The sequence below is a fragment of the Archangium sp. genome, assembly GCF_057119385.1.
The window spans coordinates 36,438-62,961 of the sequence record NZ_DBNGVP010000164.1; the positions used below are offsets into that span (position 1 = coordinate 36,438).

Here is a 26,524-nt window from a genome sequence, read left to right on the forward strand (position 1 = left end):
GGCTACTCCGACCAGGTCTGGAACTCGACGTAGCGCACGAAGCGGCGGTCCGTGCTGACGGCGGCCACCACGAAGCCACCCAGGTCTCCCGGGGCGCCACGGCCGTACTCGTTCTTCCAGCTCGCGATGTAGATGCGCTTGCTGTTGCCGGCGATCTGGTTGATGTAGGCCACCGCGCCGTCGATCTCCGCCTGCGTGGCGCCGGGCAGCGCCAGCTCGCTCCTCAGCTCCGCCTCCGACTTCGGGTCGAACGTGCCCACGTTCGTGATGTCGAACGAGCTGTAGTACGTCCACTGCAGCGTGTACTGGTTGGCCACGCCCTGGTTGGAGGGGATGAAGCCCTCCTGGATGGCGGCGCTGTTGGACAGGACGCCGCTGACGCCGAACGCCTGGGCGGGCGTCTCGTCCACCGGGTAGACGGACAGCGGCGCGCTGCTGGTGGCCGCGTCGTTCAGCTCGTAGAAGCTGGAGAAGTACGACCGCGCGTCGGTGGTGAAGCCGGTGAGGAAGGTGGCGTCGTTCACCTTGGGGGCCAGATAGGCGCGCTCGCCGCTGTCCACCAGGCTGTCGTCATACAGGAAGCTGCCCAGCGCGCCGCGGATCTCCGAGCGGTTGACGACAGCGCCCTCGGGGCTGGTGGCCGAGCGCGCCGTGCTCATCCGCGACTCGAACATGGGCTGGGTCATGCTGAGGCCGGCCAGGGCCGCGGGCGCGGCGACGACGGCCAGCACTCCGAGCATCGTCTTCAGGGACTTGGACTTCATGCGGCACTCCTTGTCGAGAGCCCCGAGAGGCCCTCCTTGGGGGGACCGCGCTCTTAACATGGGGGTCTGACAGGGATTCCGCGTTACGAGGGATGTTCCGGAATCGTCACGCGGGCATCGCGTCCTTCGACCCGGGCTCGCCCGAGGAGGCCTGGGGAATGGGCAGGGTGATGCGGAACGTGCTGCCGCGTCCCAGCTCGCTCTCCACGGAGATGTCGCCTCCCATGCCCGTCACGATGCCGTGACAGATGGAGAGCCCCAGCCCCGTTCCCGTCCCCACCGGCTTGGTGGTGAAGAAGGGATCGAAGATGCGGTCGCGGACCTCGGGGGCGATGCCACACCCCGTGTCCCGCACCTCGATGACGACCCGCCCGGCGATGGCGCGCAGGCGCACGCGCACCTCGTGCTCGGTGGGCCGTCCGTCGGGAACCGCCTGGGAGGCGTTGATGAGCAGGTTGAGCAGCACCTGCCCCAACCGCCCCTCGCTCGCCCGCACCAGCGGCACCGGCTCGAAGTCCTTCACCAGCCGCGCGCGGTGGCGCAGCTCGTTGCGCACCAGGCCCAGGCTCGATTCGATCACCGCGCGCACGTCCACGTCGCACAGCTGCTCGCCCTCATCGCGCGAGAGCGTCCGCAGGTCGCGCACGATGTGCCGCACCCGCTCCGCGCCCTGTTTCGTCTCGCGCAGCACGTCCTCCAGCTCGCGCAGCCGATCCTCCGGCAGCAGGTCCTTCAGCAGCTGGCACTCCTCCTCGAGGAAGCCGAGGTTGGAGAGCACGAAGGCGAGCGGGTTGTTGATCTCATGCGCCACGCCCGCGGCCAGGGTGCCCACGCTCGCCAGCCGGTCCGCGAGCAGCAGGCGCGCCTGCATCTGCTTGCGCTCGGTGACGTTGCGCGCGCTCACCACCGTGGCCGGCTCGCCGTCGAAGAGCAGCCGCAGGGCGCTCAGCTCCGCCGTCATCACCTGGCCGCCCGCCCGGAGGAAGCGCACCTCGCGCATGGTGGCGGGGCCCTGCTCGAGCGAGCCCTCGAGCACGTTGGCGGCGGCTCCCCGGTCATCCGGGTGGATGAGCTCCAGCAGGGAGCGTCCGGCGAGCGCCTCCACCGAGCGTTGATCCAGGAAGGCGAGCCCCGCCGGGTTGATGTAGAGCAGGTTGCCCTCGCGGTGCGCGAAGATGGCCTCCGGCAGCCCCTCGATGAGCGCGCGGAAGCTCTCCTCGGAGCGGCGCAGCGCCTTCTCGGCGTGCTTGCGCGCGGTGATGTCGATGGACACGCCTCCGAGCAGCCGGCGGCCGTTCGCATCGCGCAGGGTGAACTTGTGGTTGAGCCAGTGGTGCAAAGACCCGTCCGGAGAGGGCACCACCTGCTCGGACTGGAGGGGCAGCCCGCTGGCGAGCACCGCCCGGTCCTCCCGCTTCAGCCGCGCGGCCGCCGTGGGCGGCAGCAGCTCGGCGTCCTCGACTCCCCGCATCGACTCCACGTCGCGGTGGAAGAAGCGGGCGTAGGGCTCGTTCACCCAGGTGCGCCGGCCCTTCTCGTCCTTCATGAAGGCCAGCACCGGGCTGTGGTTCATGAAGGAGTGGAACAGCTCCTGGCTCTGCTGGAGCGCGGCGAGCGTGGCGGCGAGCTCGTCCACCAGGGCCTGCTTGGCCTCGAACTCGGCGGCGTTGCTCAGCGCCGCGCCCAGCAGCCGGCCCATCATCTCGAGCGTCCGGACGTCGAGGGCATCGTAGGCGTTGGGCTCGGGGTAGCTGACGTTGATGGCCCCCACGGTGCTGCCCACCCGGTACAGGGGGACGATGATCATCGAGCGGATGCCGGTGGCGCGCGTGGCGGTCACGTTCACCCGGGGATCGTCCTCGGTGTCCCGGGTGTGGAGCACCTCGCCGCGCAGGATGCTCATCCCCGTGATGCTCTGGGCGAGCTTCAGCCGGAAGCCGCGATGCGGCATCGAGTTGCCGTGTGTCACCTGGTAGACGAGCTCGTCGCCCTCGGCCAGGGCCACCGCCGTTCCGGACGCACCGCACAGCCGCATGGCGCGCTCGGCGATGAGCGACATCACCTTGTCCAGCTCGAGGCCGGCGTTGGCGATGTCGCTCTGCGTCTGGATGATGGCCGAGAGCCGGTCATGCACGCCCCGCGAGCGGGGAGCCTCCAGGGGCGCCTGCATCCCCACGCGCCTGCGCCGGGAGAGCCACTCGAGCCGGGTCTGGAGCTGGGCGGGCTCGAAGGGCATGAGCAGGAAGTCATCCACCGCCGCGGCGAGCAGCGCATCCAGCGGCACCTGCTCCGCCGACGCGGTGACGAGCGCCAGGAGGAAGGGCCGGGGCCGCATGTCCGCGGTGCGCAACCGGGCCATCTCCTCGGCCACCGCATGGCCGGTGCCCACCACCAGCACCCCTTCCACGCCCGGGAGCAGCGCGGCCGCCTGCCCGGCCGCCGGAGCGTGGCGCACCGCGTGCCCCCAGTCCGAGAGGAGCTGGCCCATGGAGCACCCGGGGTGCGGACTGACGAGGAGCAATTCCATGTGCTCGCGATGGGCAGGCATCCAAGCCGTCCGGGTCCGCGAAGGCGGGCGGTGCCGGGTGGTTGTCATTCTATCTCCAGGGCTCCAGGAGGAATAGGGCTTCCCTTGGACCCGCGAGGGAGGGCGTGCGAGCAACCGCCGTCTTCCGGGCAACAGGTGTGCGGAACTGGGACGACCGGGCAGGCGGCGCTTCGCGGATGATGTCCGCGCGGTGGCGGCACTTTCCGAGGAGGGGTGGATGGACTTCCTGCAAACGCTGGGGCTCGGGCCCGTGGGTCTGGGCACGGGCATCGTCTTTGGAGCCGTGGGCTGGTTCGTGTTGCGGTGCGTGATCACCGGTTTCTTCACGGTGGACCAGAGCGAGCGAGCGGTGAAGGTGCGCTTCGGCCGCGCGGTCCGGCTCGCCGGAGAGCCCACCACGAAGCGGGGTCCCGTCAGCGAGGGGCTCGCGCGCACGGACGAGGATCGCTACGTCTACCCCCAGCTCGAGGTCATCCAACCCGGGGGCCCCTACTTCAAATGGCCCTGGGAGCGCGTGGTGAAGGTGTCCGTGGCCACCCAGACGCTCAGCCTGGCGCATGACCCCGAATCCCCCACCGCCAACCAGGGCGGACAGGTGCTCGAGGCCGTCACCAAGGATCAGCTCAACACCGGGCTCACCGGGCAGCTGCGCTACCGCGTGTCCGAGCAGAACCTCTACGCGTACCTCTTCGCGGTGAAGAACCCCATCGCGCACGTGATGGGCTACTTCATCTCCATCCTGCGCGAGCGCATCGCCAGCTTCGAGGCGCCCCCCGAGCCCGTCGTCGAGGGCACCCTGCAGGCCGTCGAGGTCACGGCCGTGTCCGGCGTCTCCATCAACGACCTGCGCAAGAACCTGAGGGATCTCAACGAGCACATGGAGCGCGAGTGCCGAGGCAGCCTGTCGCGCTACGGCATCACCCTGGAGGCCACGCTCATCACGGGCATCGATCCACCAGGGGATGTGGAGTCGGCGCTCGCCGCCATCAACACCGCGCACAACCACGTCTCCTCGGAGATCAGCCTCGCGCAGGCGGCGGCGGACCAGAAGATCGTCCAGTCGCGCCGCGCCGTGGAGATTGAAACCCTCCGGGCCCAGGCCGAGGTGGAGCCCCTGAACGCCCTGGCCGCGCAGCTCACCCTGCTCCACCAGAGCGGACCCGGCGCGCTGGAGTCCTACCTGCGCAACATCCGCCTCGGCCTCTTCTCCAAGGCCAGCCGCGTGGTGCTGGGGGTGAAGTCATGATGGGCTTCTTCGTGGGTGCCGTGCTCGGCTTCGTCGCCATGGGGGTGGGCGTGCCCCTCTTCCTGGGCTTGTGCCGGGTGTTCGGCCTCTACGTCACCGTGGAGGAGCGCACGTGCCGCGTCTACGTGCTGCTCGGCAAGGTGGTGGCCGTGCTGGACGAGCCCGGGCTGCACCTCCTGTGGCAGCGGCTGGGGTGGAAGGCGTTCCTGGTGAACTGGGTGGGCCGCTGCTACGTGTTGGATCTGCGCCTGGACCAGCAGTACCTGCGCAGCCAGGCGGTGAACTCCGAGGAGGGCGCGCCCATGGGGATCGGCATCTGGTACGAGATGTTCATCTCGGATCCCCTCAAGTTCCTGTTCGAGAACGCGGATCCGCGCGGCTCGCTGGCGGCCAACGTGAGCAACGCCACCGTGCGCTGCCTGTCCAACATGAAGCTGGCCACCATGATGGAGAGCCGCCACGCGATGAGCCGCACGGTGAGCACCGAGGTCTCCCCCATGTCGCACGCCTACGGCTACCAGCTCGGCTCCGTCTACATCCGCAAGGTGCACTTCCGCGACGTGGGGATGATCCGCCAGATCGAGGAGAAGGTGGTGAACCGGCTGCGGCAGGTGACGTCGGCCATCCGCCAGGACGGCGCCAACCAGGTGAGCATCATCACCAGCACCGCCGAGCGTCAGGCCGCCATCGAGTTCGCCAAGGCGGCGGCCCTGCGCCCTCGAATCGTGGGCGCGGCGCTGCAGCGCATCTCCCAGGACCCGGCCGTCGCCGCGGCGATGTTCGAGGTGCTGGAGCTGCAGCGCATCCAGGAGGGCAGCGCGAACGTGACGCTCATCCCCGAGGGACAGAAGAGCGACCTGCTCGCGCAGCTGCTGGTGGCGTCCCCCGCCACCCCCTCCCGGTGAGGCCCGCTCACGCCGCCTGCTGGGTGCTCTTGCGGTGCGCCTCCATGGTCCTGTGGCGCCCGAGGTAGTGCCCGAACGCGTTGAGCATCCCGTCCGGGTCCTGCAGCTTGCTCAGGCAGATGGAGCGCTTGCCCTTGAACAGGCCGCCGCCCTCGAGCTGCAGGTCCAGGTACTTCTTGAACAGGCGCTCCTCGGTGGTGGCGGTCTTCACCTGCTCGAGCCGGACGGGCTCCTCCCACTCGGTGCAGCTCACCTGCGCGTAGTCCAGGCGGACCTCCAACTTCTCCTCCTTGCCCTGGAAGGTGAGGGGAGGGAAGTGCTTCTCCACGTGCTGCCGCTCCGCCTCGTTGGCCGGCTCGTAGCGGTAGGCGAGCGCCAGATCATGCGCCCTCGCGAAGCGCTCCTCGTACGCGCCCCACAGCCGCGCCTCGATGGCCTCCGCTTCCAGGATGGCGCTCACCCAGGAGGAGTGGGTGGGCTCGAGCAGCACCTTCACCACGTCATCCGGCGAGAGCGCCTCGCCCACGTTCTCCAGGCGCGCGGCGAGCGGAGGGTGGGAGTCGAACGGGTGCGGCGTCACCGAGCCATTCAGGTCTCCGTGCACGGCCTCGGAGCCGGCGTACTGCGCGAAGCCGAGCGCGACCCGCTCCGCGATGGCCACCGTCTGCTGCTGCTCGCCGCGGTTGAAGAGGTCCGCCTCCACGCGGTCCCGGAAGCTCGCGTACGCGCCCACCTTGACGAGCGAGCGCGCGATGTCCCGGCCCGACGTGACGCCCGCGGCGAGCCGGTCCGCGGCGAGCTCGCTCGCGCGCCGGCTGCGGCCGAGGGACAGCTCGAAGAGTCCGCGGTAGGCCAGCATGAAGTGGAAGATGGGCAGCGTGAGCCCGCCCTCGCGCAGCGCCTGGAGGTAGTTGCCGAAGCGCGCGAGCATGGGCGCGAGCCGCTTGCCGTGGCCCGTGTCCCCTCCGAGCAGGTGCCCCATCTCGTGCGCGAGCACCGCGTCCGCCTCGGACTTCTCGAGCAGGCGCAGCAGGGACAGGCTCACGAAGAGCGTCCGGCCGGTGAGCGTCCGCCCTCCGGCGTGCACCTCGCTCTCGGTGACGAAGAAGTTGGTGTCGATGCCGGCGAGGATGTGGTCCGGCGGCTGGGTCTTCAGCTGCTCGCACAGCTGGCGCACGTGGGCCCAGAGCTCCGGCGCCTTCGACGGCTCGAGCACCTCCGCCTCCACCTCGAAGTCCATGGCGGGACGGCGGAAGATGGCGGCCACCACCTGGAAGAGGGCGAAGGCCGCGAGCAGGCCGATGATGCCGATGAGCTTCGGGATGTAGATCTCGAACCACACCGCCGTCACCCAGTAGGACAGCCACACGGCCAGCACGCCCTGGGCGAGCACCTGCAGCGCCCCGGTGATGCGGAGCACGTTCCAACCCACCACGAAGCTGCCGTACTGGAAGGGCCGCGAGATGAACGCCGCCAGCGCGCACGCCAGGGCGATCATCCCGGAGACGAGCCCCAGCAACACGGCACCCAGCGCCAGCAGGCCCATCAAGTCGAACTGCTCCAGGTCCGAGCACGCCTCCCCGAGCTTGTCGCGGAAGCCCGCCAGCTCCTCCGACGTCGAGAGACAGGCCTCCGAGGCCGGGACGGCGCGGAAGAACTGCAGCAGCTCCTGCCGCGTCCCTTCTTCGAGCGAGGTGTCCTCGGAGAGCTGCCCCTCGACGGCGGAGAGGAATGTCTGGTCGAAGCGCGAGGTGGCGTGGCTGGAGAACCAGAGGCCGAAGACGGGGAGCGCGAAGAGCCACAGGGCGGGCAGCGCGTAGACGCGGAGGAATCCGGGGATGGTCAGAGCGGATTTCATGGCGGGCGGAGGGTGGAGGGAGGTCCGACCCTACCGCGCCGACTGTCGCCCTGGGGAGCCCCTTGACTCCGGACTACTTGTGCTCGGGCTCTGGAGCGGATCCGGAGCCGGGCTCGGACATCAGCCGGTGCATCTGGACCTTGGCGGGATCCGGAAGGACCCGGGCCACGGCGGCCTGGAGCCGCGTCTTGACCGAGCCGGCGAAGACCTTCTGTTCGCCAGCCATCATCGCCTTGAAGCCCTGGCGCGCGACCTGGGCCGGATCGTCCTTCTTCTGCTGGCCCACCCGCGTGTCATCCATCCCCGCGCGGTGGAAGAAGTTCGTCTCCGTGGGGCCCGGCAGGAGCGCGGTGACGCTGATGCCCGCGTCGGCCAGCTCGTTGCGCAGCGCCTCCGAGAACGAGAGCAGGAAGGCCTTGGACGCGCCGTATACCGCCTCGAAGGGCGCGGGCATGATGGCCGCGATGGACGAGGTGAAGAGGATCCGGCCGCTGCCGCGCTTCACCATGTCCCGGGCCACCCGCTTGGCCAGGTGGACCGCCGAGGTGACGTTGAGCTGGATGAGGTTGAGCTCGTCCTCCAGCTTCGTCTCCGTGAACTCTCCGCCCACGCCCACGCCCGCGTTGATGGCGATGGCATCCACGGGACGGCCGAGCGATTGGATCCTCGCGTAGAGCCGCTCGACGCCGTCATAGGTGGCGAGGTCGACCTTCAGGCTCTCGATGTGCGCGCCGTTCGAGAGGCTCCGCGCGGCCTCCGTGATGCCATCGTCCTCGGCGGCGATCAGCACGTCGAAGCCGTTCTGGGCGAACTGCCTGGCCAGCTCGTAGCCGATGCCGCTGGAGGCACCGGTCACGACGGCGAACTGTCGGGTGTTTCCTTGTTTGGACGAAGCCATCAGCCCTCTCCTGGTGGGGAGCAAAGACGCTTCGCTCAATGTTTGGATGGCCCCTTGCGCTGGCTACGCCGCTGTGTCCGCCAGCCGGGCGGGCGGACGGGGGAGCAGGATCGCGGCCGTGCCGTGGCACTGACGCATGCAGAGGGTGGTGATGGGCGGTTGCACGTACTCCATCGTGTCGCGGATGGCGAGTGACGCGGCGACGGAGCCCCCTGGCGAGTTGAGATCTCCAGCGCCTGGGCAGCCCTCGGGGTCCGCGGCGGAGGAGGTTCCAGGGCAGTGCCCGACCAGTCCGACAGAGTTGAAAGGGGGCCACTTGAAAGGGGAACGGAGCTACCCTCCTTTCTCAGGAGTCTGCTCGGCGGGCTATCTTCTTGGGCGTTTGTCCTTTCGAGGGACCACTCCACATGGCGAAACACCACGCGCTCGTCGCCGGGAAGCGCCCCTTGCCGGGCAACCTCGGCGCACTCGTCCCGCCCCTCGAGGCGCCAGTGCGGTGGAGCAGGTCCGCCCGCGGGCGTGCGAGGAGCGCGCCGGCGCCAAGCCGGCCGGGCCCTCGTGTTGGGCAAGGCGATGCAGCGCGGGGCCGGTGTGGGCGAGAAGAGAGCAAGAGCAGAAACAGGCTCCACCCGCTCACGGCAGGCAGCCTCCAAGTCCTCCTGGCGGTGAGCTGCCTCGTCGCCAGCATGAGCGCGACCGGCGAGGAGTCGAGACGGGGGCGGGTGACGCTCTCGGCCGAAGCGCATTCGCGAGCGGAAGCCCTCAGCCCCCGCCTGGAAGACTGGAGGGAGGGCGTGCTCGCCCTGCGTGTGGTGGACCCTGGCCGTTTGGTGGTGAAGGCAGGTGCGGAAGTCATCGCCGCGGCGGCGCTCGGTTGGGGCGAGGACCAGCGGCTGCGGGTGGACTCGCTCGAGGCCTACCCGCCCGAGGCCTTGCCCCGGGTCGTCAACCGTGAGCGCGGACGGGAGGAGGTGGAGGTAGACGTCCCGGAGGGAGTGGGCGCTGGAGAGCACCTCACGCTTTCTTATGAGTGGGACTGGAAGCACGCGGGGGAGCCCGCCCTGGTGCGCTCCTGGCGCCTCCCCCCTGCGGAGGAGATTCCACCCGAGTGGTTGGAGGACGAGCCGTCCGAGCCCGAGCGAGAGGACATGCTCGAAGACGAAGCCGGCGCGCAGGCCGTCATTTCGCCCGAACCAGCGCCGCTCCCCGTCCAGGTGGACCCGGCTCGGCCCGAGCTGCTCTGGGTTCCCGGGTACGCCTCGCGCGAGGACATCGCCTCGCGGCTCTTCGGGGACGCCGCGGCGGCGGGCGCCTTCGACTTCGAGCCCCGAGCGTCTCCCTCCAGCGCTGAGGAGGGCCTCCAAGCCTGTGTGCGCGTGCGCCACCCGTCAGCGCTCGCGCCGGAGTTGCTCGCCACCCTGCGCCGCGCCCTCGAGGCTCAGGTGGAGGCGGATGTGGCGTGGAGCCGCTCCCAGCTCTCGGCGTCCTCCCTGGAGAGGGCCGGGGCCGCCGCGCTGGTGGAGCGCGGCCTGCGCTGGGCTCAACGCTCGGACATTCCAGATGGGGCAGGGGAGAGCTACTTCGATCGCTACCTCCAGGCGCTCGAGCCCTTGAGGGACGAGTCGCAGCGCGGGCACCTCCTCGGCGAAGCCGCCGAGCCCCTGCGGAAGGCCATTGCGCTTCGCTCCAAGCGCTTCAAGGCCAGCGACAACGTCACGGATGGCGCGCCCGTCCTCACCCCGGGCAGCGTGGTGGGCCGCTTCTATTTCGCCGACGGCTCCAGCGTCCAGGTGCGTACCCTGCTGCTGCTCACCGACGAGAGCTCCATGGCGCGTGCGGAGCTGCGCGTGCGCAACGCTCCTCGTGGAAGCCCGCGCGTCATCATTCCCGGGGAGGACGGCCGTTGGCGGGGCTACAGCGCCGAATTCAACACCGCCGCCGGAGTTTCCGAGCCGCTCGAGGACCCCAAAGGCAACGTCTACTGGTACTACCCGGGCACGCTCCTCATCCGCCCGGGAGACTGGCGGCCGGGGCTCCCCGGTACGGGCGGGTTGGCGGCCCTGCGACGGGAGCTTCTCCAGACAGCCCTCGCCACGGCGACACCGCAAGCACCCCAGCCCCTCGTCGCCCTCGACCATGACGTGCTCTCCCTCCTCACCCCGGACGAGCGCCTGGGCGTCTTCAACACCCTTCTCACGGGCCCCGCGCTCAGCTCCGACATGAGGGAGGACGCGGTGCACCTGCTGGCGCGTGTGCTGCTGTCCACGCCCGACATGGAGTTTCCCCCGCTGGAGCGCAAGCTCACTTCCGGTGGGGCGCTGGAGAAGCTGCTTGGCAGCAACGCGCCACACAGCAAGGTGACGCTGGGACAGGCCTTCACCCAGAAGGCACTCGCCTCGTTTCCCCTCACGCTGGAGCTCCTCGAGTCCCTGCCCACCTTCCACCTGGGGCGTGAGGGCGAGAGGGCATACCTGCTCAACGTCCCCTCTGGACTGGTGTCCACGACATTGGTGGCGCCGGAGGCGTGGGAGGAGCAGCAGGGGGTGCGCCTCGGGGCCGAACCCGCTCTGGCCGGAGAAGTGGCGGGGCCCTCCAGGCGCATGGCCCTGTACTTCCAGCCGGTGCGGCAGGAATTCCAGGCCCGCTACCTGTCCTCGGTGGACGAGGCGCCGCGCAGCCGGGCTCTGCACCCACTGGAATGGGTGCGGGTGGAAGTGCATGGGCCACAGCCGCGCTCACACCTGATGACGGCCATGGAGCTGGCCTTGCTCGCTTCCACACCGGACACGTCGCCTGTCTGGTCGGCGGTGGGCCGCATCAGCGAGATGCACATGGTGTACGGCGCCGTGTCGGCCCTGGCGCGGGCGCCGCTGTTGACAGGAGTGCCGGCCACGGCAGCGCAAGGCGGGACGCTGGCGGCGGCACGGGGAGCGGCGGTCCGCCTCTTCGTGGGCCGCATCTCGTTGGTGGCGGCCCTGGCGGTGGTGGACACGTACCGGGACGAGCTGTCGCGGACGCCAGCGGGACGGGACTTTCTCGCAGTGCACGACGCGGCCATGGTGGCGCTGGCTGCCCGGGACATCTACAAGCTCACCACCTCGGGCATAGGACGCGAGCTGGTGTACCGGGGAGGGCTGGTGTTGAGCGCGGCGGGTGCCCGGGCCTCGTCCGGGCTGCGCGAGTCGGTGGAATCCCTCCAGGCCCTGGTGAAAACGCTGGAGCGGATGCTCGCCGAGGGCAAGGCCGTTGCGACGCCGGAGGGCTTGCGGTTTTCCCTTCCTGGCGGCGCGGAGGCCTTCAAGCAGGCCTTCTTCGCCGTCCGCGGAGAGATGGCCGCCGCACGGGCCCTCGGGGGCATACGCGGCGCGGGGCTCGCGGCCGAGGAGGCCGAGAAAACGCTGGAGGCGCTCAAGCAGTTGTCGGCGGAGAGCCAGGAAATGGCGAGCGCCTACGGTGCAGTGGCGCGGCGCGCGGCGGCCTTGCCGGCGGACAAAGCCCAAGCGTACCTCGCCGCCGTGGAATCACTGCGCTCCTCCGCGCGCAGTGCGGCGAAGCCTGCGCTGGCGCAGTTGCTGAGGCGCTCTGGAGCGCCGAGCCTGGTGGACTCGCTCGCCTTCATGAAGGAAGCCGAGTGGCTCGTCAGCCACCCGGAGCTGGACGCCGAGGCCGTGGCCAAGCTTGCGGGGAAGGCATGTAGGGACAGAGTGGATCTGGGCTGGCTGCGCTCAACGGGGCTTCCCCTGGAGTACCTCAACTTCTTAGGCAGGAACGAGAAGACGGCTTGGAAACTGTTCCAGCAGGCGGCAGCGGAACCGTGGAACTTAGCGGTGCAACGACGGGCGCGTGAGCAACTCCGAGGCATCGCAATGGAGATGCTGACAGAGCGCAACGCACAGAAGCTCTTCCCGGGCTTCCGGCTCACGGGGCGACAGGTTCCATTGAAAGGGGGGCACGTCATCGACAATGAGATAACGGCAATACTTGGCTCGCGGCTCCAACATGGAGTGGAAGCAAAGGGCTGGAACAAAGACAGGTGGCGCATGGCGCTCAATGCATGGTATGCCAAGCAAGGCGCGCAACCAATCAGCGACCAGCAGGCTGCACTAGCAGATCAACTGCAGCGCCTACTCGAACAACTCGCCGATGCAGCGAAGGCGCCCCGGGGGAAACCCTTTCTCGTTATCACCGACAAGCTAAGTGGGCCGACCAAGGCCAAGCTTCAAGGCTTTCTGTTGAACCACTCGCCGAGCACACAGGTCATTGAAGTGGAGGAAGCCCGAATACTGGAGCAGACGAAGCAGTTGCGCGCCGCATTCAAGCTTCCCGAGGATTTGTCCGGAGGTGCGCCATGAACCGGTGGCCTATCTGGGCGGTCTTGGCTCCAGGCGAGCCCACACGGCTGGAGAGCCGCGCCCTAGCCCTTGCGATGCCGGACTGGGACGAAGAGGACGGAGAAGAACTGCCTTTCGAGTTCGTCCTGGGCAGTGGCCGTTACCATGCCATTGTGGGAGCTGACCCCATCGACATCGGCGCCGAGATGCAAATCGCCAAAGCCCTGTCGCTCGAATGCGATGAGCCGGTGTACTCGATTGAGCGCGCCAACGACCCCTGGACCGTCATGTCGTGGCGAAACGGTGCGCTTGAAATCTTGGAGGTGAGCCCAGACGGCTTGGCGAAGTCTCTTGGTTGTCCGCTGCCAGGAGGCGAGGAAGCGGCTAACCGCAGCGCGAAAAATCCCCTGCGGAAGGTCTCGGTGGTGGAAGGAGTCCGGGCACAAGAGGCGATTCGGGTTCTGGAGGAGGATGTTGGCGAGCCACTCACTCCGGGGCGCTATCGCTTCGAGGACACGCCGCAAGGGCTCCGGATCTCCAGCGGAACTGGCGACGTAGGCTTCGCTGACATCACCCTCTCAGAATGGCTTCCACATGTAACGGCCTATGGAGTAGTTGCCTCACCAGGCCTGGATATGTTCTTTGTCACCGTTCTTCGGGGCGGAGAATGCATCGGCCTTTTCTCGCTGCCGCCTCGTGAGGATTCATTCATGCCGGCGGTGAGTACCATCAAAGACGAGCACTCGCCCGAGCGGATCCTCGCGGCGCTGGGCATCTCTCCGGAGTTGTTCCGAAATGAATGACGGGTGCCGGGGCGGCCTCGCCCTGGCGCAGGCACCCGTCCGAGCGAATGCTCGCGGTGCGGGCCGGACATGCCACCGCTCTCGAGTACGGTCTGCTCCAGGATCGGTTCCTGCGTTCCACACGAATCCCTGGTAGGTAGCTCCACGCCCTTCTGCTCCTGAGGGCCTACGCCGCCTGTTGTGCCTCGGGGGCCACGTCGCCGTGCCCGCTCTTCCCGTGCGAGGCCGCGAGCTGGCCGCTCAGCACTGGCAATGCCACCTTCACCGCCACCGTCAGCACCATCAGTCCGACGGCCCAGATGCCGGCGGTGATCTTCCACTCCGTCAGGGTGGGGACGTACTCCACCACCTCGTGCAGGGTGCTCGGGACGAAGCCAGGGATGATGAGGCCCATGCCCTTTTCAATCCACACACCCGCGAAGGCCAGCGCGCACGCCAGGTTGAGCAGCCCCACGTGCTTCCGCGTGGCCGGCAGGTGCACCAGCACCGCCGAGGCGATGTTGAGCGCCACCGCCGACCAGATCCACGGCACCAGTGCATGGTGTCCGTGCGAGCCGAAGAACAGGTAGCGCACCGCCGTGGCGTGCGAGCCGCCCGTATAGAAGGCGGTGAACAGCTCCGAGCCCAGCATGAACAGGTTGAGGAGCACCGTCACCCGCATCACCGACGTCAGCGTGCGCAGCGGGCCCTCGCCGATGGGCAGCCCCGTGAAGCGGCGGATGACCTGCAACAGCACGATGACGAACGCCGGGCCCGTGATGAACGCGGACGCGATGAACCGTGGCGCCAGCAGCGCCGAGTTCCAGAACGGCCTGCCCCCGAGCCCGCTGTAGAGGAACGCCGTCACGCTGTGGATGCTGATGGCCCAGAAGATGGAGAGGAAGACGAACGGCAGGTACCACTGCTTGCGCGGCTTGCGGCCCAGGAACCGCATGTAGAGGAGATAGCCGCAGATGTGCAGGTTGATGAGCAGGTAGCCATTGAGCACCACCACGTCCCAGGAGAGCATGGACACCGGCCAGTTGAACCGGCCAATCCCTGGCATGATGTGCCAGAAGCGGTCCGGACGCCCCAGGTCCACCACGATGAACAACAGACAGATGGAGATCGCCGCGATCGCCAGCAGCTCGCCGATCAGCGTGACGTCATGCATCTCGTGGTCGTGGTACAGGTACGCGGGGATGACCATCATCACCGCGCCCGCCGCCAGTCCCACCCCGAAGGTGAAGTTGGCGATGTACAGGCCCCATGAGACATGGTCGCTCATCCCCGTGAGGGCCATGCCCCCGGCCAGCTGGTGTGCCCAGGCATTGGCACCCACCAGGGCAATCGCGGTGAGCACCGTCATCCACGTGTAGAAGCGCCAGCTCCCATCCGTGCTCATCCACAGGAGCCGGCCCAGGAACCGCGGGTAGTCGAGCAGGTGTCGGGTAGCGGCCATGGCTCACTTGTCGAAGAAGTAGAAGAAGCGGGGCCGCGTCCCGAGCTCTTCCTTGAGCACGAAGACGCGCTTGTTCTCGAGCACCCAGCGGATGGGGCTCTTCGGATCCAACAGGTTGCCGAACACCCGCGCCCCCGTGGGGCACGCCTCCAGGCACGCCGGCAGCCGGCCCGCCCGCGTGCGGTGCAGGCAGAAGGTGCACTTCTCCACCACGCCCCGCGGACGCACGCGGTTGGAGAGGTAGCCCTGGTCCGGGTTGAGCTCCTCGGGCGGAATCTCCGGCTTCGTCCAGTTGAAGCGCCGCGCGTGGTAGGGGCACGCCGCCTCGCAGTACCGGCAGCCGATGCACCAGTTGTAGTCCACCACCACGATGCCGTCCGGCTCCTTCCACGTCGCCTGCACCGGGCACACCTTCACGCACGGCGCGTTGTCGCACTGGTGGCACTGCACCGGCAGGTAGTACTTCCCCTCGGCCGGCACCGGATGGTCGTAGTTCGCGTTGCCGTGCTCCAGGTCCAGGCTGCCCTGCTGCATCTCCAGCACCCGGATGTACGAGTTCCCCGTGCTCCGGTCGTGGTTGTTCTCCTGGTGGCACGCCTCGGCGCACCGGCGGCAGCCGATGCACACGCTCAGGTTCAGCGCGTAGCCGAACGACACGCCCTCCTGCGGCGGCAGGTCCTGGATGTCCACGTCCCGGCCGTACTTCTGTTTCGCCTCGGCCTTCAGGTGGACCAGGATTCGCGCCATCTCGTCGCGCGTCAGCTCCTTGTAGTGCTTCTGGAGGAACGCATCGACGCTCAGGTCCTGTGTCCACTCGGTGAGCGGCGCCATCGCGTGCGCGAAGGCCGCGGCCCCGAGCGTGGCCCCGGCGCCCTTCATCACGGTGCGGCGGGAGAAGATGTCACTCATGGTGCTGGGGCTCCTTCGTGTCCGGCTCGCCCTGGGCGGACGGGTGGCGCGGAGGCATCACCGGATGCCCGCCCGCGTACTTCGGCGAGTGTGGGTCGTGGCAGCTCACGCAGTGGTTCCGCGTGCGGTCTCCCTTCGACAAATCCCAGTAGCCCGTCATGCCGCCGTGCGCCCCCGCCTTGAAGTCGCGGTACTGCGGCCCGTGGCACTGCGCGCACAGCGTCACCGCCTCCGGCATCGGCAGCGGCTCGCCCGTGGCCAGGTGCAGCGAGCGCGGCTGGCTGGCCTGGTGGCACGAGGTGCAGGCGAGCTCACCGTGCCGGAACTGGAGGCCCTGGTGGAACTCCTTCAGCTCCTCGGGCCGCGAGGGCATGGGCTTCGTCTCACGCAGCGAGTGGCAGCTCTCGCACGCCACGCGAAGCGGCCGGCCCAGCGCGTCCTTCTGGTCGCTCTCCACCGAGGTGAGCTTCGCCGGCTGGTGGAGCGTCTCCTTGCCGGTGGGCGCCCCCGGGGGCGGTTGGAAGCGAGCGGGCTGATCCTTCCCGCACCCGCCGAACGCGAGCAGCACGGCGGCGAACGCCGGGCGCATCCATCTGTCGAGAGGATTCTCCACGGGTGCTTGCGCAAAGCAGCGTCCGTGCCAGCACCTCCCGTCCCTGTGGGCCCACCGTGAAGACGTCCCGGTCCGCCCGCCTGCCCGCGAAAAACCTGCATCAGCGAGGCAGCTTTGAACGCAGGCTTTGCGTCACCTCCGCCGGCTCCTCTCGGGGGCCGGGGTGGTCCACCTCTTGCTCCTGGGGGTCATGCCCGAATGGACGGAGCCTGTATGCCCATCAGCAGTCTGGTGCTCACCCTCGATGCTTCTCCCGAACGGAGGGCGAGCGCGCTTCGTGAAGTCGCTCGAGATCCGCGCATCACCCTGGGGACTCCCCTGGAGGAGCGCTGGCTTCCGGTGGTGACGGACACCGGCAGTCTTTCCGAGGGCGAGGCGCTCGCGGAGTCCCTGAGGGATCTCCCCGGAGTGAGCTTCGTGGACGTCGTGATGGTGGATTTCTCCGAGGAGGAGCGCTGAACCATGGATCGCCGGGACTTCCTCAAGGGCACGGCCATGACGGCGGCGACGCTCGCCGCCAGCCGCCTCGCGTATGGCCAGGACAAGGCGGCGGGGACTCCGCCCGCTGTCACGGGTGGCCAGGGCGTGCAGTGGAACAAGGCGCCCTGCCGCTTCTGTGGCACCGGCTGTCACGTGCAGGTGGGCGTGCAGAACGGCAAGGTGGTGGCCATCGCGGGTGATCAACAGGCGCCGGTGAACAAGGGCCTGCTGTGCGTGAAGGGCTACCACGTGGGGCTCGCCCTCTACGGGAGCGACCGGCTCACCACGCCGCTCCTCAAGAAGGGTGACACGCACGTGCCCATCAGCTGGGAGGAGGCGATCGACATCGTCGCCCGCCGCGTGCTGAAGGACCCCAAGGGCTTCGGCCTCTACGGCAGCGGCCAGTGGACCATCCCCGAGGGCTATGCCGCCTCGAAGTTCGTCAAGGGCGGCCTGGGCTCCAACCAACTGGATGCCAACGCGCGGCTGTGCATGGCGTCCGCGGTGACGGGCTTCCTCGCCACCTACGGCGTGGACGAGCCCGCCGGTTGCTACGACGACCTCGACGCCTGCGACGTGCTCATCATGTGGGGCAACAACCCCGCGGAGATGCACCCGGTCCTCTTCTCGCGCGTCATCGATCGCCGCTCGCGCGGGGAGAAGGTGACGCTCATCGACATCGGCACGCGCAAGACGCGCACCAGCGGTTTCTGCGACCACTCGCTGCGCTTCAAGCCGAACACGGACCTGGCCATCGCGTGTGGCATCGCCCACCTGCTGGTGGAGAACGGCACCTACGACAAGGCCTTCGTCGAGGCCCACTGTGCCTTCCGCGCCCCCAGCGAGCCCGCCGCGCTCGAGGGCAAGGCCATCACCTTCGAGGAGTACCGCGAGCTGCTGAAGCCCTACACCCCGGAGAAGGTGGAGGCGATCTCCGGTGTGCCGGCGAAGGACCTGCGGATGCTCGCGGACCTGTTCGGCCGGCGCGACGTGCGCATCACCAGCCTGTGGTGCATGGGGATGAACCAGCACACCCGGGGCACGGCCATCAACAACCTGGTCCACGGGCTCCACCTGCTCAGCGGACACTTCGGCAAGCCGGGGGACGCGCCGACCAGCCTCACCGGCCAGCCCTCCGCGTGCGGCACCGTGCGCGAGGTGGGCACGCTCGCCCATGCGCTCCCCGGTGGCCGCGTGGTGGCCAGGCCCGAGCACCGCGCCCAGATGGAGGAGATCTGGAACGTCCCCAAGGGCCGTCTCCACGACAAGCCCGGTTACCACACACTGGAGATGTGGAAGCGCTTCTCCACGCCCACCGAGCAGGGTGGCGACATCCACACCCTCTGGGTCCAGGTCACCAACCCCGCGCAGACGCTGCCCAACACGCACAAGCTGGTGGACCCCAGCCGGAAGCTGGCGGACAAGTTCCTCATCGTCTCGGATGTCTACCCCTCGGCCACCGCGCGCATCGCGGACCTCATCCTCCCCTCGGCCATGTGGGTGGAGAAGAACGGCATGGTGGGCAACTCCGAGCGGCGCACCCAGCAGTGGTTCAAGATGGTGAAGCCTCCCGGCCAGGCCCGTGACGACGCCTGGCAGCTCATCGCCGTGGCCCACCGGCTCCTCGAGCTTGGCTTCGAGGGCATGAAGGACAAGGACGGCCGCTTCCTCTTCGAGGTGAAGGGCAAGGACGGCAAGCCCGTGCCCCTCTGGGACTTCGCCCACTACTACGACGTCAACGTGGACGAGCACCTCTTCGAGGAGTACCGGAAGACGACCCGCATCAAGCACAAGGACCTGGCGCCCTATCAGGAGTACGTGAAGGCGCGCGGCCTGCGCTGGCCCGTGGTGCAGCAGCCGGACGGCAGCTGGCGCGAGACGCGCTTCCGCTTCGCCGGCTTCGATGACCCCTACGTGAAGAAGGGGCGGGACATCCAGTTCTACCACTCGACCACGCACGACGACCGGGCGCAGATCTGGTTCAGCCCCTACGAGCCTCCTCCCGAGTCCCCCGACACCGAGTTTCCCTTCTGGCTGTGCACCGGCCGCGTCATCGAGCACTGGCACTCGGGCACGATGACCATGCGGATTCCGCAGCTCCAGCGCGCCATGCCCCAGGCGTATGTGGAGATGAACCGCGCGGATGCGCGGCGGCTCGGGGTGGGCAATGGGGACCAGGTGACGGTGGAGACGCGGCGCGGGAAGTTGGACCTGCCCGTGTGGGTCGGCGGCCGCGGTGAGCCGCCCGAGGGCTCGCTCTTCGTTCCGTTCTTCGACGAGCGGCTGCTCATCAACGGGCTCACCCTCGACGAGCATGACCCGTTCTCCAAGCAGCCCGATTACAAGAAGTGCGCGGCCCGTGTGCGACGGCGTGAGCTCGTCGCGGAGAAGCAGGGATGAGCCCCGAGGGTGGACAGGGCAGTGGTCTCGGAGCGCGTTGGCTCCACGTGGGCGCCGCCGTGGCGGTGGCGCTCGCTGCCACGGGGTACTTCGCGGGCATCCGCGCGCCGGAGATGCCGGAGCGTCCGGTGGCCTCGGATCCCCACGCGCAACGGGCCGAGCGTGCTCCGAGCTACGGCGAGTTGCGAGAGCAGCGGCGAGGGGCCAATGCGCGCATGTACGAGGGGGCCATCGGCGCGTTGGCGGAAGAGCCGTTTCCGGTGAAGCCGCTGCCCGTGGCCACCCCCGAGCAGCGCGCACAGGCAGTGGCACAGCGTCAGGGCCATCGCGCCTATGACGGAGCGCCGCCCACCATTCCCCATGAGATTGATCAGCGCGAGGTGCCCGGCTGTCTGGCCTGCCATGGCGAGGGGATGAAGCTGGGCAACCGGGTGGCTCCGAAGATCAGCCATCCGCCGTACCAGAGCTGCACGCAGTGCCATGTGGTGGGGGACTCGCCGCGTCCGTTGGCTCCGTACAAGGACTCTCCGAGGAATGGTTTCGTGGGACTGGCCTCGGCGGGGAAGGGCGAGCGGGCGTGGCCAGGGGCTCCGCCGACCATGCCCCACCCGACGCTCATGCGGGACAACTGCGCGAGCTGCCACGGTCCGCGCGGTCTCCCCGGGCTGCGCACCTCGCACCCCGAGCGGCAGAACTGCCAGCAGTGCCATGGCTCCTCGGCGCGGCTCGACCAGCGCGTCAGTGGGGCAGGGGGGCCCGGTCTGGCCATGGAGGCTCGGCCATGAGCTCCCAGGTCACGCTCAGCCGCCGTGCGTTCCTCGGGTTTCGTCGGCGCCAGGAGGAGCCCAAGCCCCCGATGGCTCCGGCTCCGGCTCCGGCTCCCGTGCCCGCTCACGCCGCGCCCGAGCCCGGCTTCTCGCTCGAGGCGTTCTATTCCTCCCGTGCGCGCTCGGGCGAGGTGACGGGCCGCGAGCTGCCGGTGTTCTCCTTGCGCGAGGGGCTCGCCGTTCCGCAGGAGGGCATCAGCCGGATCGGAATGCCCGTGGCCGGGATGACCGTGCGGGTGCGTCCCCAGCTCTGCCTCGCGTGGCAGGGTTCGTTCTGCGGTACCTGTTCCGAGCGCTGCCCCGTCGAGGGCGCCATCACCCTCGAGTCGGGCCGTCCGAGCGTCGTGGAGTCGCGGTGCAACGGCTGCGGCCTCTGCGTCCAGGCCTGCCCGGCTCCGCTCAACGCCCTCGAGTTCCTCCCTCCCCGCCAGCAGGTCCCAGGTCCATGACGACAGGTATCCGCCTCGCGAATGCTTCTCCCGAGAACGCCGCGCTTCCGCAGTTGCAGGACGCGATCCTCGACCCGGAGACCCTGGCGCAGTTGTTCCGGGACATCCAACGCTGTGCCGTCGTGGACGAGGTGCTGCTCAAGGGCGGCGCTTCGTTGATGGCCTCCGAGAAGTCCGTCCCGCTCTCCGAGGCCGAGCTGGCACTCCGGGAGAAGCGCGTGGTCGGCGTGCAGATCCGTTACTGGTACGACGGTACGAACTGGTGGGACACGCTGATGCACACCCCCCGAGGGGTCCGGTTGATCCGCATCGAGCACAGGGTGGGTTGAACACGGGCACGGATACCCTCACCCCGTCCCTCTCCCGGAGGGCGAGGGGAGATTGGCTCAGTGTCACCTCACTCCGCTCCGGTTGTACGTCAGTGTTCTCTTCGCCCGCGTTACAGCGAGATCTCCCACTCCTCCGCTACCGCGCGCTGCGCCTCCGCCTCCTGCTCCCGCCCCAGCTTCTCCAGCAGCGTGGGCCACAGCACCGGATGCGGCAGCCCCTCCGCGCACCGGCGCAGGCCCGCCTCCACCTCACCCAGGTCCGCCTCCGGCGGCACGGCCAGCAGCGCGAAGAATCCGGGCACCTCCTCACCCTCCGGACTCGTCAGCCGGTACGTCTCCGAGGTGCGCACCGACAGGCGCGCCCCGCACGCCCCCAGCGTCTCGTACATCCGCTCGATGGCCTCATCGCCCGGGCCCACGCCATCCAGCGCGAAGACGCTGTACCGGCCCGGCCGGAGCACCTCCACGACGGGGTACAGCCAGGAGTGATCTTCCTCCTCTCCCTCGGCGGGTCCCTCGTTGAGGGGCGTGGCGTCGAAGGCCACGACATCCCCCACGTGCTGCGCGGAGTCGGGCATGGCGATGGAGACCACGCGTGCGGTGACGGGGCCGGTGCGCCGTGCCCACACCTCCGTGAACGTGCCGTCCGGCTCGGTGTAGCGCAGCCGGCACGGCTCCCACTCCTCCTCCACCGGGCCCGAGTCCCCGGACAGCTTGATCCCGAGCCGCGCGGCGGACGCGCGCACCACGTCCCAGCGCCCGAGCAGGGTGGCCACGAGCACCCGGTCCCAGTCGTGCGGCCCCGGCTCCGGCCAGCGGGCCACGGCGGCGTCCAGCCGCGCCAGGGCCTGCTCCCGCTCGCCCGTGTCGCGCTCCACCGCCGCGAGCGCCAGGGTGGTTCCGCGCAGCTCCGGGTCGAGCTCCAGCATCGCGCGCATCGGGGCCTTGGCCGCGGCCTTGTCACCCGACTCGAGCGCGGCCCGGGCCCGCAGCCGGTACGCCTCCACGCGCAGGGGCGTGTCACCGGACGTGGACAGCACCGAGTCGGCGAGGGCATGCAGCTCCGTGAAGCGCCGCCGCTCGAGCAGGTTCATGCCGAGCTCGTGCACGACGTCGGGCGTGGGGTGCGCGTCCGCGTCCAGCAGCGAGCGCAGCGCCACCTCCGCTTCCTCGCCGCGGCCGAGCCGCTCCAGTGCCTTCGCCTGGGCGCGCACGAGCGTCGCCCGCTCCCCGGGCCAGCGCGTCCGCGCCGCGTCGAGCATCCGGAGCACGTCCTCGGGGCGCGCCTCCGCCAGCTCGAGCAGCGCCGCGGCCGACTCCGGCGGCTCGGGAGGGCGCTCGGACATGAGGGCCTCCGCCCGCGCTCGCAACTGGCGCAGTGTCTCGTCCGCGCCCAGCGGCTTGCGCAGCCGGGGCACGAGCGCCTCAAGCCTTTCGCACGCGTGCAGGGCGGAGTGGGGCTGGCCTCGCTCCAGGGCGGCCTCGGCGCGCTGTACCTCGATGCGGACCGCTCCGCGGATGGCTCCCGTGCTCGCGAGCCGCCCGGCGAGCTCCAGCAGCGTGCGCTCCAGGTTCGCGTCGTTGCCGATGCCACCGGCCTTCCTCAGTTGCGCGAGCGCTCCCGCCCACGAGCCGTAGTGGCCGGGCGTGGCGCGCACCGCGGACAGGGAGGGCAGGACCTCGAGGGCCTCGGAGGTTCGTCCCATGCGCGCGAGCACCCGCGCTTGCAGGATGCGCGCTTCCACGCGGGAGTGGTCCGAGGAGGTGGTCGCCTCGTACTCCTCCGCCGTCGCGAGCGCCTCCGGCAACCGGCCCAGCGCGAGGAGCACGTCGCCGCGCTCGCCCAGGAGGTACTTGCGCTTGTGCCCCTGGCCCGCCGCGACCAGGGCGGCTTCCTGCTTCTCGAGCCACGCGAGCGCCTCCTCGAAGCGCTCCTCGTCCAACAGGCCCAGGAAGTACTCGGTGGAGAGGCACGTGAAGCACGGCCAGCTGGGATCGATGCGCGAGAGCGTCTCGAGCACGACCGCCTTGCGCTCGGAGGCCCAGCCCGGGCCGTCCGCGCGCCCATAGCACCCGGCCACGTCCTGCGTGGAGCAGACGCTCTGGGGGCACTCGCGCGTCTCCTCGCGGTGGGCGAACTCCAGGAGCGAGATGGACTCGGAGAGCCACTCCCCCGGCTCGGAGCGGTGGAAGATGCGGCTCTGCAGGTTCCAGTGCCGGAAGAAGACCTCCAGCCACGGGCTCTTCGCCTGCCGGGCGAGCGCGAGCGCCTCGGGGAAGAGGGCGTCCACCTGCGTGTGGGCGTCCTCCGTGACGACGGTGGGCAGCCGGTCGATCAGCTCGGCGAGGCGGGTGTTCCCCATGCGGCGTGCTTCGGCTTGGGCTTCGTTCACCCACTTCCAGATGTCCATGACGGGTGTGTTTCCTCGTGAAGGGTGGGTCAGGCGGAGGGCGGGAGCAGCGCGCACAGCGCCGCGGAGATGCCTTCCAGGGCCGAGGCCACGCTCGGTGCCCCGGCGCGCTCGTCACGGTGCGAGAGGAGCGTGCACAGGCCGGAGAGGAGCCGCGCGGCGGAGCGAGCCCGGTCCTCGGGAGCCGCGAGCAGGGCCTGCAGCGTGGGGGCGTCCACGTTGAGGTAGAGGCGCGCCTGGGCGCGGGAGGAGAGGGTGGCGGTGAAGCCGCGCGCCAGCGACAGCACCGCGGCGCCGATGCGCTTGTCCGCCGTGTCCGCCTCGAGCTTCGCCTTCAGCTCGGCCTCGCGGTCCGGCACCAGCACCAGCGGCAGGGCGGGCGGGGAGAAGCGGCTCGGCACCAGCTCCACGCCATCCTCCGCGAAGAGGGCGCGCAGCCGCTCCTCCTGCGCGGGCTCGAGCTGCACGCGGGGGAAGAGGGCCGCGTTGCCCTCGCGCGTGCCGAGCTGCAGCACGGGCAGTCCCTGCCGCTCGGCCCACCTCCGGGTGAAGGGCAGCGCGGCGTAGCGGCCCGAGTCCACCACGGGCACGCCGAGCGCGCGGCAGAGCACCTCCTCGGGCCCGCCGCTCTCTCCGGTGGAGGCGTGCAGCCGGCCTCCGCTGCGTCGGCGCACCGCGGGCAGGGTGAGGTCTCCCTCGGTGGTGGGCACCTTGAGCGCGTCCGCGAGCAGGGTGAAGAGCCGCTCGTCGCACAGGGCCGCGCCGAGCAGGGCCTCGTTGTGCCGCTGCAGCAGCCGCCGCCAGGTGGTTTCGTCCTCGCGCGCCAGCCGCGACAGCCCGTCGATGAGGCACTCGCGCACCTGCTCCGCCGTCACGTCGAAGGCCGCGTCGCGCTGGACGTCCTCGCGGCTCGCCGTGGGGGTGAGCGCGTCCGCTTCGAGCACGCCCCCCACGAAGCCGGCCCACTCCGGGAGCAGCTCGCGCGCGTCGCGGCTCACCAGCATGCCGCGCACGAAGACGGAGAGGTTGCGGTTGTCCGAGGTGCCGTACGTGGCGCCGTCCTGCAGCCACAGCAGGCCGCGCGCACTGCCTCCGTTGCCGGAGGCGACGGGCAGCGTGCACAGCGGCTCGAAGCGCTGCTCGAAACGGGCGGCGAAGGCCCGCTCGAGCGTGCGACGGCGCAGGGGCGAGTGCGCCTCCGTCTCGCGCCACGGTGGAGGGGGACGGTTGATGGCGGGCCGCTCGGGGCTGCCCACGTGGATGGCCATGGGCAGCAGGCAGCAGTAGCGCTGCAGCAGTGCCTCCAGCGTGGGCGCGTCACACAGGGGCCGGAAGCGCTCGGAGAGCTGGAGCACCACGCGTGTGCCCACGTCCTGCGCGGTGTGCGGGGCCACCGTGTAGCGCTCGCCCCCGGCGCTGGAGAAGTGCCACGCCTCCTGGGGCGTCTGGAAGGAGGTGGTGTAGAGGTCCACCCGCGTGCTGACCACGTAGGCGGAGAGGAAGCCGATGCCGAACTGGCCGATGAGCCCCGCGTCCGCGCCCGCGGCCCGGAGGCGCCCGGTGTAGCCCGCGCCCACCGTGGCCAGGTAGCGGTCGATCTCCTCTCGGGTGAGCCCCGCTCCGTTGTCCACGATGGACAGCGTGCCCGCGGCCGCGTCCGGCACCACGAGGATGCGCGCCTCCGGGGCGGACGTGTCCTCCAGCCTCCGGCGCGTGCAGCTGTCGTGCGCGTTCTGCACGAGCTCACGGACCACCACCTCGGGGGTGGAGTACATGTTGTTGGCCAGCACTCGCATCAACCCACCCAGGTCCACCTGGGTGCGCACCAACTCGGCAACAGGACTCACGCGCTCTCCGGCAAGGAACGGAGCCCGCACGGTAGGCGAGCCCGGCGGGGGAAGGGAACGCGGAGGAAGGCCACTTCCGCACGCGATCCGCGGCTCCAGGGACGTGGTGCCCCAGCTCTCCTGACCGATGCTCTTCGTCCGTGTTGTCCGATACTCGCCTACACGAGGGTGTGTCGCGCCCGCCCGCGTTTCAACCCATGCCTTCCTCAGGGCTGGAAGAAGCCATCCGACAGGGTTCGGAGGAAGGCGACGATCGCGGCCTCCTCCTGCCCGGAGAGTCCAAGTGCTCCCAGCTCTTCGGTGTTGACGTTCAACCCCACCTCCGGCGGTGGCCAGCAGTCGTCGCTGGCGAGGCCGGGAGTCTCCGGCAGGCAGACGGGCAGAACGTCTCGTGTGTTGTAGAAGTGGACGACGGACTCGAGGCTCTTGAAGTAGCCGTTGTGGCCGTAGGCCTTCACGAAGTCCGGCCGGGGCCGCTTGTCCACGTTGCGCAGGGTGGGGACCTTGTGCAGTCCGAGGTTGGCTCGCACGAACGGCCGGAAGTCCGGGCGCTGCACCAGGAAGGCGCCCAGGCCATGGTCCACCCAGGCGGCGCCGAGCGGGTTGCGCTCCGTGAGGGTGTACCAGGGGTTCTCCAGGTTCCGTGGCAGGCCCAGGTTGTCATACGAGTCATCGGTGAAGAGGGGGGGCTCGCCTCGAGGGCCGGGCTGGCTCGGGTGGCATTGGGCGCACTTCGCCTTGCCCTCGAAGAGCTGCAGGCCCTGCTTCTCCACGGCTGTCAGCTCGGCGCGCCCGGCCAGGTACGCGTCGTACTTGGAGGAGAAGGCATTGACCTCCCGGGAGCCCTCGTAGGCCACGATGGCGCGGGCGATGGCGTCATAGGCCCGGTCCACGTGGGCGCCGTCGCAGATGGCCTGCCCGTGGACGTCACGGAAGAGCTTCCCGTACGGCGCGGCGCACACCTTGGCGACGACAGAGGCGGCATGGGGGTTGTTCTGCTCCACGGGGTTGAGGAGGGGCCCCTGGGCCTGGTCCGCCGCGGGGTTGCCCAGCTTCTCACCCGTGGCGCGGCCGTCCGAGAAGCGGCCGCCCTGGAAGGTGCCCTCTGCTTCGATGCGGTGGAAGACGGGGGCGCGCGTGGCGTAGGCGGCCGAGGGCGGCTTGCGGTTGCCGAACCGCCCTGGCACGGCGCCCTCGTAGACGGCCCCGTGCGCGTTGACCCTGGCATTCGGGCCCGTCCAGCCCGCCGCGGGTGCATGGCAGGAGGCGCACGACTGTCCGGGCGGCTCGGACAGCCCGGTGTCGAAGAAGAGGCTCCTGCCGAGTTGCTCCACGGACGTGAGCGCCGGTGGCCCGGCCTTCTCGCCCGGCGGGCTGCCGCCACCGGCGAAGCCACCGAGTGTCAGCAGTCCGAGCAGTGCCACGAAAGCCATACGCACCTTCCGGGAATGGACAGACACTCGAA

20 protein-coding genes are annotated in these 26,524 nt (G+C 69.6%); 9 read left to right on the forward strand and 11 right to left on the reverse strand.

The window, feature by feature from the left end:
- Positions 1-2: 2 nt before the first annotated feature.
- Both AC16DP_RS39925 and AC16DP_RS39930 read right to left on the reverse strand, forming a co-directional pair.
- Positions 3-764, reverse strand: coding sequence for a hypothetical protein (locus tag AC16DP_RS39925; protein ID WP_329732009.1), 762 nt, complete (start codon positions 762-764; stop codon positions 3-5).
- Between the two features lie 106 nt (positions 765-870).
- Positions 871-3,312, reverse strand: a complete 2,442-nt coding sequence (locus AC16DP_RS39930) for an ATP-binding protein (protein WP_329732010.1) — start codon at positions 3,310-3,312, stop codon at positions 871-873.
- Between the two features lie 217 nt (positions 3,313-3,529).
- Between AC16DP_RS39930 and AC16DP_RS39935 the strand changes: the two genes are divergently transcribed.
- A complete protein-coding gene (locus AC16DP_RS39935) occupies positions 3,530-4,558 on the forward strand; it encodes an SPFH domain-containing protein (RefSeq protein ID WP_329732011.1) in 1,029 nt (342 codons plus the stop codon).
- Positions 4,555-5,463: an SPFH domain-containing protein gene (locus AC16DP_RS39940; protein ID WP_329732012.1), complete on the forward strand. Its 909-nt coding sequence runs from the start codon at positions 4,555-4,557 to the stop codon at positions 5,461-5,463. Before AC16DP_RS39935 ends, AC16DP_RS39940 begins: the two co-directional genes overlap by 4 nt.
- Before the next feature lie 7 nt (positions 5,464-5,470).
- On the opposite strand, the gene AC16DP_RS39945 is transcribed toward AC16DP_RS39940, so the two are convergent.
- The 3 genes from AC16DP_RS39945 to AC16DP_RS39955 form a co-directional block, all read right to left on the reverse strand.
- A complete protein-coding gene (locus AC16DP_RS39945; RefSeq protein ID WP_329732013.1) occupies positions 5,471-7,321 on the reverse strand; it encodes a M48 family metallopeptidase in 1,851 nt (616 codons plus the stop codon).
- A 73-nt stretch (positions 7,322-7,394) separates the two neighbouring features.
- Positions 7,395-8,219 (reverse strand): SDR family NAD(P)-dependent oxidoreductase, encoded by an 825-nt coding sequence (locus AC16DP_RS39950; RefSeq protein WP_329732014.1) that lies wholly within the window; start codon positions 8,217-8,219, stop codon positions 7,395-7,397.
- 63 nt (positions 8,220-8,282) lie between these two features.
- Complete coding sequence (locus AC16DP_RS39955; RefSeq protein WP_414640782.1) at positions 8,283-8,510, reverse strand: ATP-dependent Clp protease proteolytic subunit; 228 nt, start codon at positions 8,508-8,510, stop codon at positions 8,283-8,285.
- 503 nt (positions 8,511-9,013) lie between these two features.
- Here AC16DP_RS39955 and AC16DP_RS39960 point away from each other — a divergent pair.
- Together AC16DP_RS39960 and AC16DP_RS39965 are read left to right on the forward strand one after the other, a co-directional pair.
- Positions 9,014-12,571, forward strand: a complete 3,558-nt coding sequence (locus AC16DP_RS39960; RefSeq protein ID WP_329732015.1) for a hypothetical protein — start codon at positions 9,014-9,016, stop codon at positions 12,569-12,571.
- The gene (locus tag AC16DP_RS39965) at positions 12,568-13,353 is read left to right on the forward strand and encodes a hypothetical protein (protein WP_329732016.1); all 786 of its coding nucleotides are present in this window, start codon (positions 12,568-12,570) and stop codon (positions 13,351-13,353) included. The genes AC16DP_RS39960 and AC16DP_RS39965 overlap by 4 nt, the downstream gene beginning before the upstream one ends.
- Positions 13,354-13,519: 166 nt before the next feature.
- On the opposite strand, the gene dsrP is transcribed toward AC16DP_RS39965, so the two are convergent.
- Genes dsrP through AC16DP_RS39980 form a run of 3 tightly spaced genes read right to left on the reverse strand, consistent with a single transcriptional unit; the run spans position 13,520 to position 16,292 of the window.
- Positions 13,520-14,794, reverse strand: a complete 1,275-nt coding sequence (dsrP, locus tag AC16DP_RS39970) for a sulfate reduction electron transfer complex DsrMKJOP subunit DsrP (protein WP_329732017.1) — start codon at positions 14,792-14,794, stop codon at positions 13,520-13,522.
- Between the two features lie 3 nt (positions 14,795-14,797).
- On the reverse strand, positions 14,798-15,703 hold the full coding sequence (locus AC16DP_RS39975) for a 4Fe-4S dicluster domain-containing protein (RefSeq protein ID WP_329732018.1): 906 nt from the start codon (positions 15,701-15,703) through the stop codon (positions 14,798-14,800).
- The gene (locus tag AC16DP_RS39980) at positions 15,696-16,292 is read right to left on the reverse strand and encodes a hypothetical protein (RefSeq protein ID WP_329732019.1); all 597 of its coding nucleotides are present in this window, start codon (positions 16,290-16,292) and stop codon (positions 15,696-15,698) included. Before AC16DP_RS39980 ends, AC16DP_RS39975 begins: the two co-directional genes overlap by 8 nt.
- Positions 16,293-16,529: 237 nt before the next feature.
- On the opposite strand from AC16DP_RS39980, the gene AC16DP_RS39985 reads away from it, so the two are divergent.
- Genes AC16DP_RS39985 through AC16DP_RS40005 form a run of 5 tightly spaced genes read left to right on the forward strand, consistent with a single transcriptional unit; the run spans position 16,530 to position 20,801 of the window.
- Positions 16,530-16,775 carry a hypothetical protein gene (locus AC16DP_RS39985; RefSeq protein ID WP_329732020.1) on the forward strand — a complete coding sequence of 82 codons (246 nt, stop codon included), beginning with the start codon at positions 16,530-16,532 and terminating at the stop codon, positions 16,773-16,775.
- Positions 16,776-16,778: 3 nt separating this feature from the next.
- Positions 16,779-19,196: a molybdopterin-dependent oxidoreductase gene (locus tag AC16DP_RS39990; RefSeq protein WP_329732021.1), complete on the forward strand. Its 2,418-nt coding sequence runs from the start codon at positions 16,779-16,781 to the stop codon at positions 19,194-19,196.
- A complete protein-coding gene (locus AC16DP_RS39995) occupies positions 19,193-19,981 on the forward strand; it encodes a nitrate reductase cytochrome c-type subunit (RefSeq protein ID WP_329732022.1) in 789 nt (262 codons plus the stop codon). Before AC16DP_RS39990 ends, AC16DP_RS39995 begins: the two co-directional genes overlap by 4 nt.
- Positions 19,978-20,472, forward strand: a complete 495-nt coding sequence (locus tag AC16DP_RS40000; RefSeq protein ID WP_329732023.1) for a 4Fe-4S binding protein — start codon at positions 19,978-19,980, stop codon at positions 20,470-20,472. Before AC16DP_RS39995 ends, AC16DP_RS40000 begins: the two co-directional genes overlap by 4 nt.
- A complete protein-coding gene (locus AC16DP_RS40005) occupies positions 20,469-20,801 on the forward strand; it encodes a hypothetical protein (RefSeq protein ID WP_329732024.1) in 333 nt (110 codons plus the stop codon). The genes AC16DP_RS40000 and AC16DP_RS40005 overlap by 4 nt, the downstream gene beginning before the upstream one ends.
- A 110-nt stretch (positions 20,802-20,911) precedes the next feature.
- Here the strand turns inward: AC16DP_RS40005 and AC16DP_RS40010 are convergent, their stop codons facing one another.
- From AC16DP_RS40010 to AC16DP_RS40020, 3 genes are all read right to left on the reverse strand, one after another.
- Positions 20,912-23,212: a tetratricopeptide repeat protein gene (locus AC16DP_RS40010; protein ID WP_329732025.1), complete on the reverse strand. Its 2,301-nt coding sequence runs from the start codon at positions 23,210-23,212 to the stop codon at positions 20,912-20,914.
- 29 nt (positions 23,213-23,241) lie between these two features.
- Entirely contained in the window at positions 23,242-25,059 is a 1,818-nt protein-coding gene (locus AC16DP_RS40015) for an ATP-binding protein (protein WP_329732026.1), read from the reverse strand.
- Between the two features lie 206 nt (positions 25,060-25,265).
- Positions 25,266-26,492: a cytochrome-c peroxidase gene (locus tag AC16DP_RS40020; RefSeq protein WP_329732027.1), complete on the reverse strand. Its 1,227-nt coding sequence runs from the start codon at positions 26,490-26,492 to the stop codon at positions 25,266-25,268.
- Between the last annotated feature and the right edge of the window lie 32 nt (positions 26,493-26,524).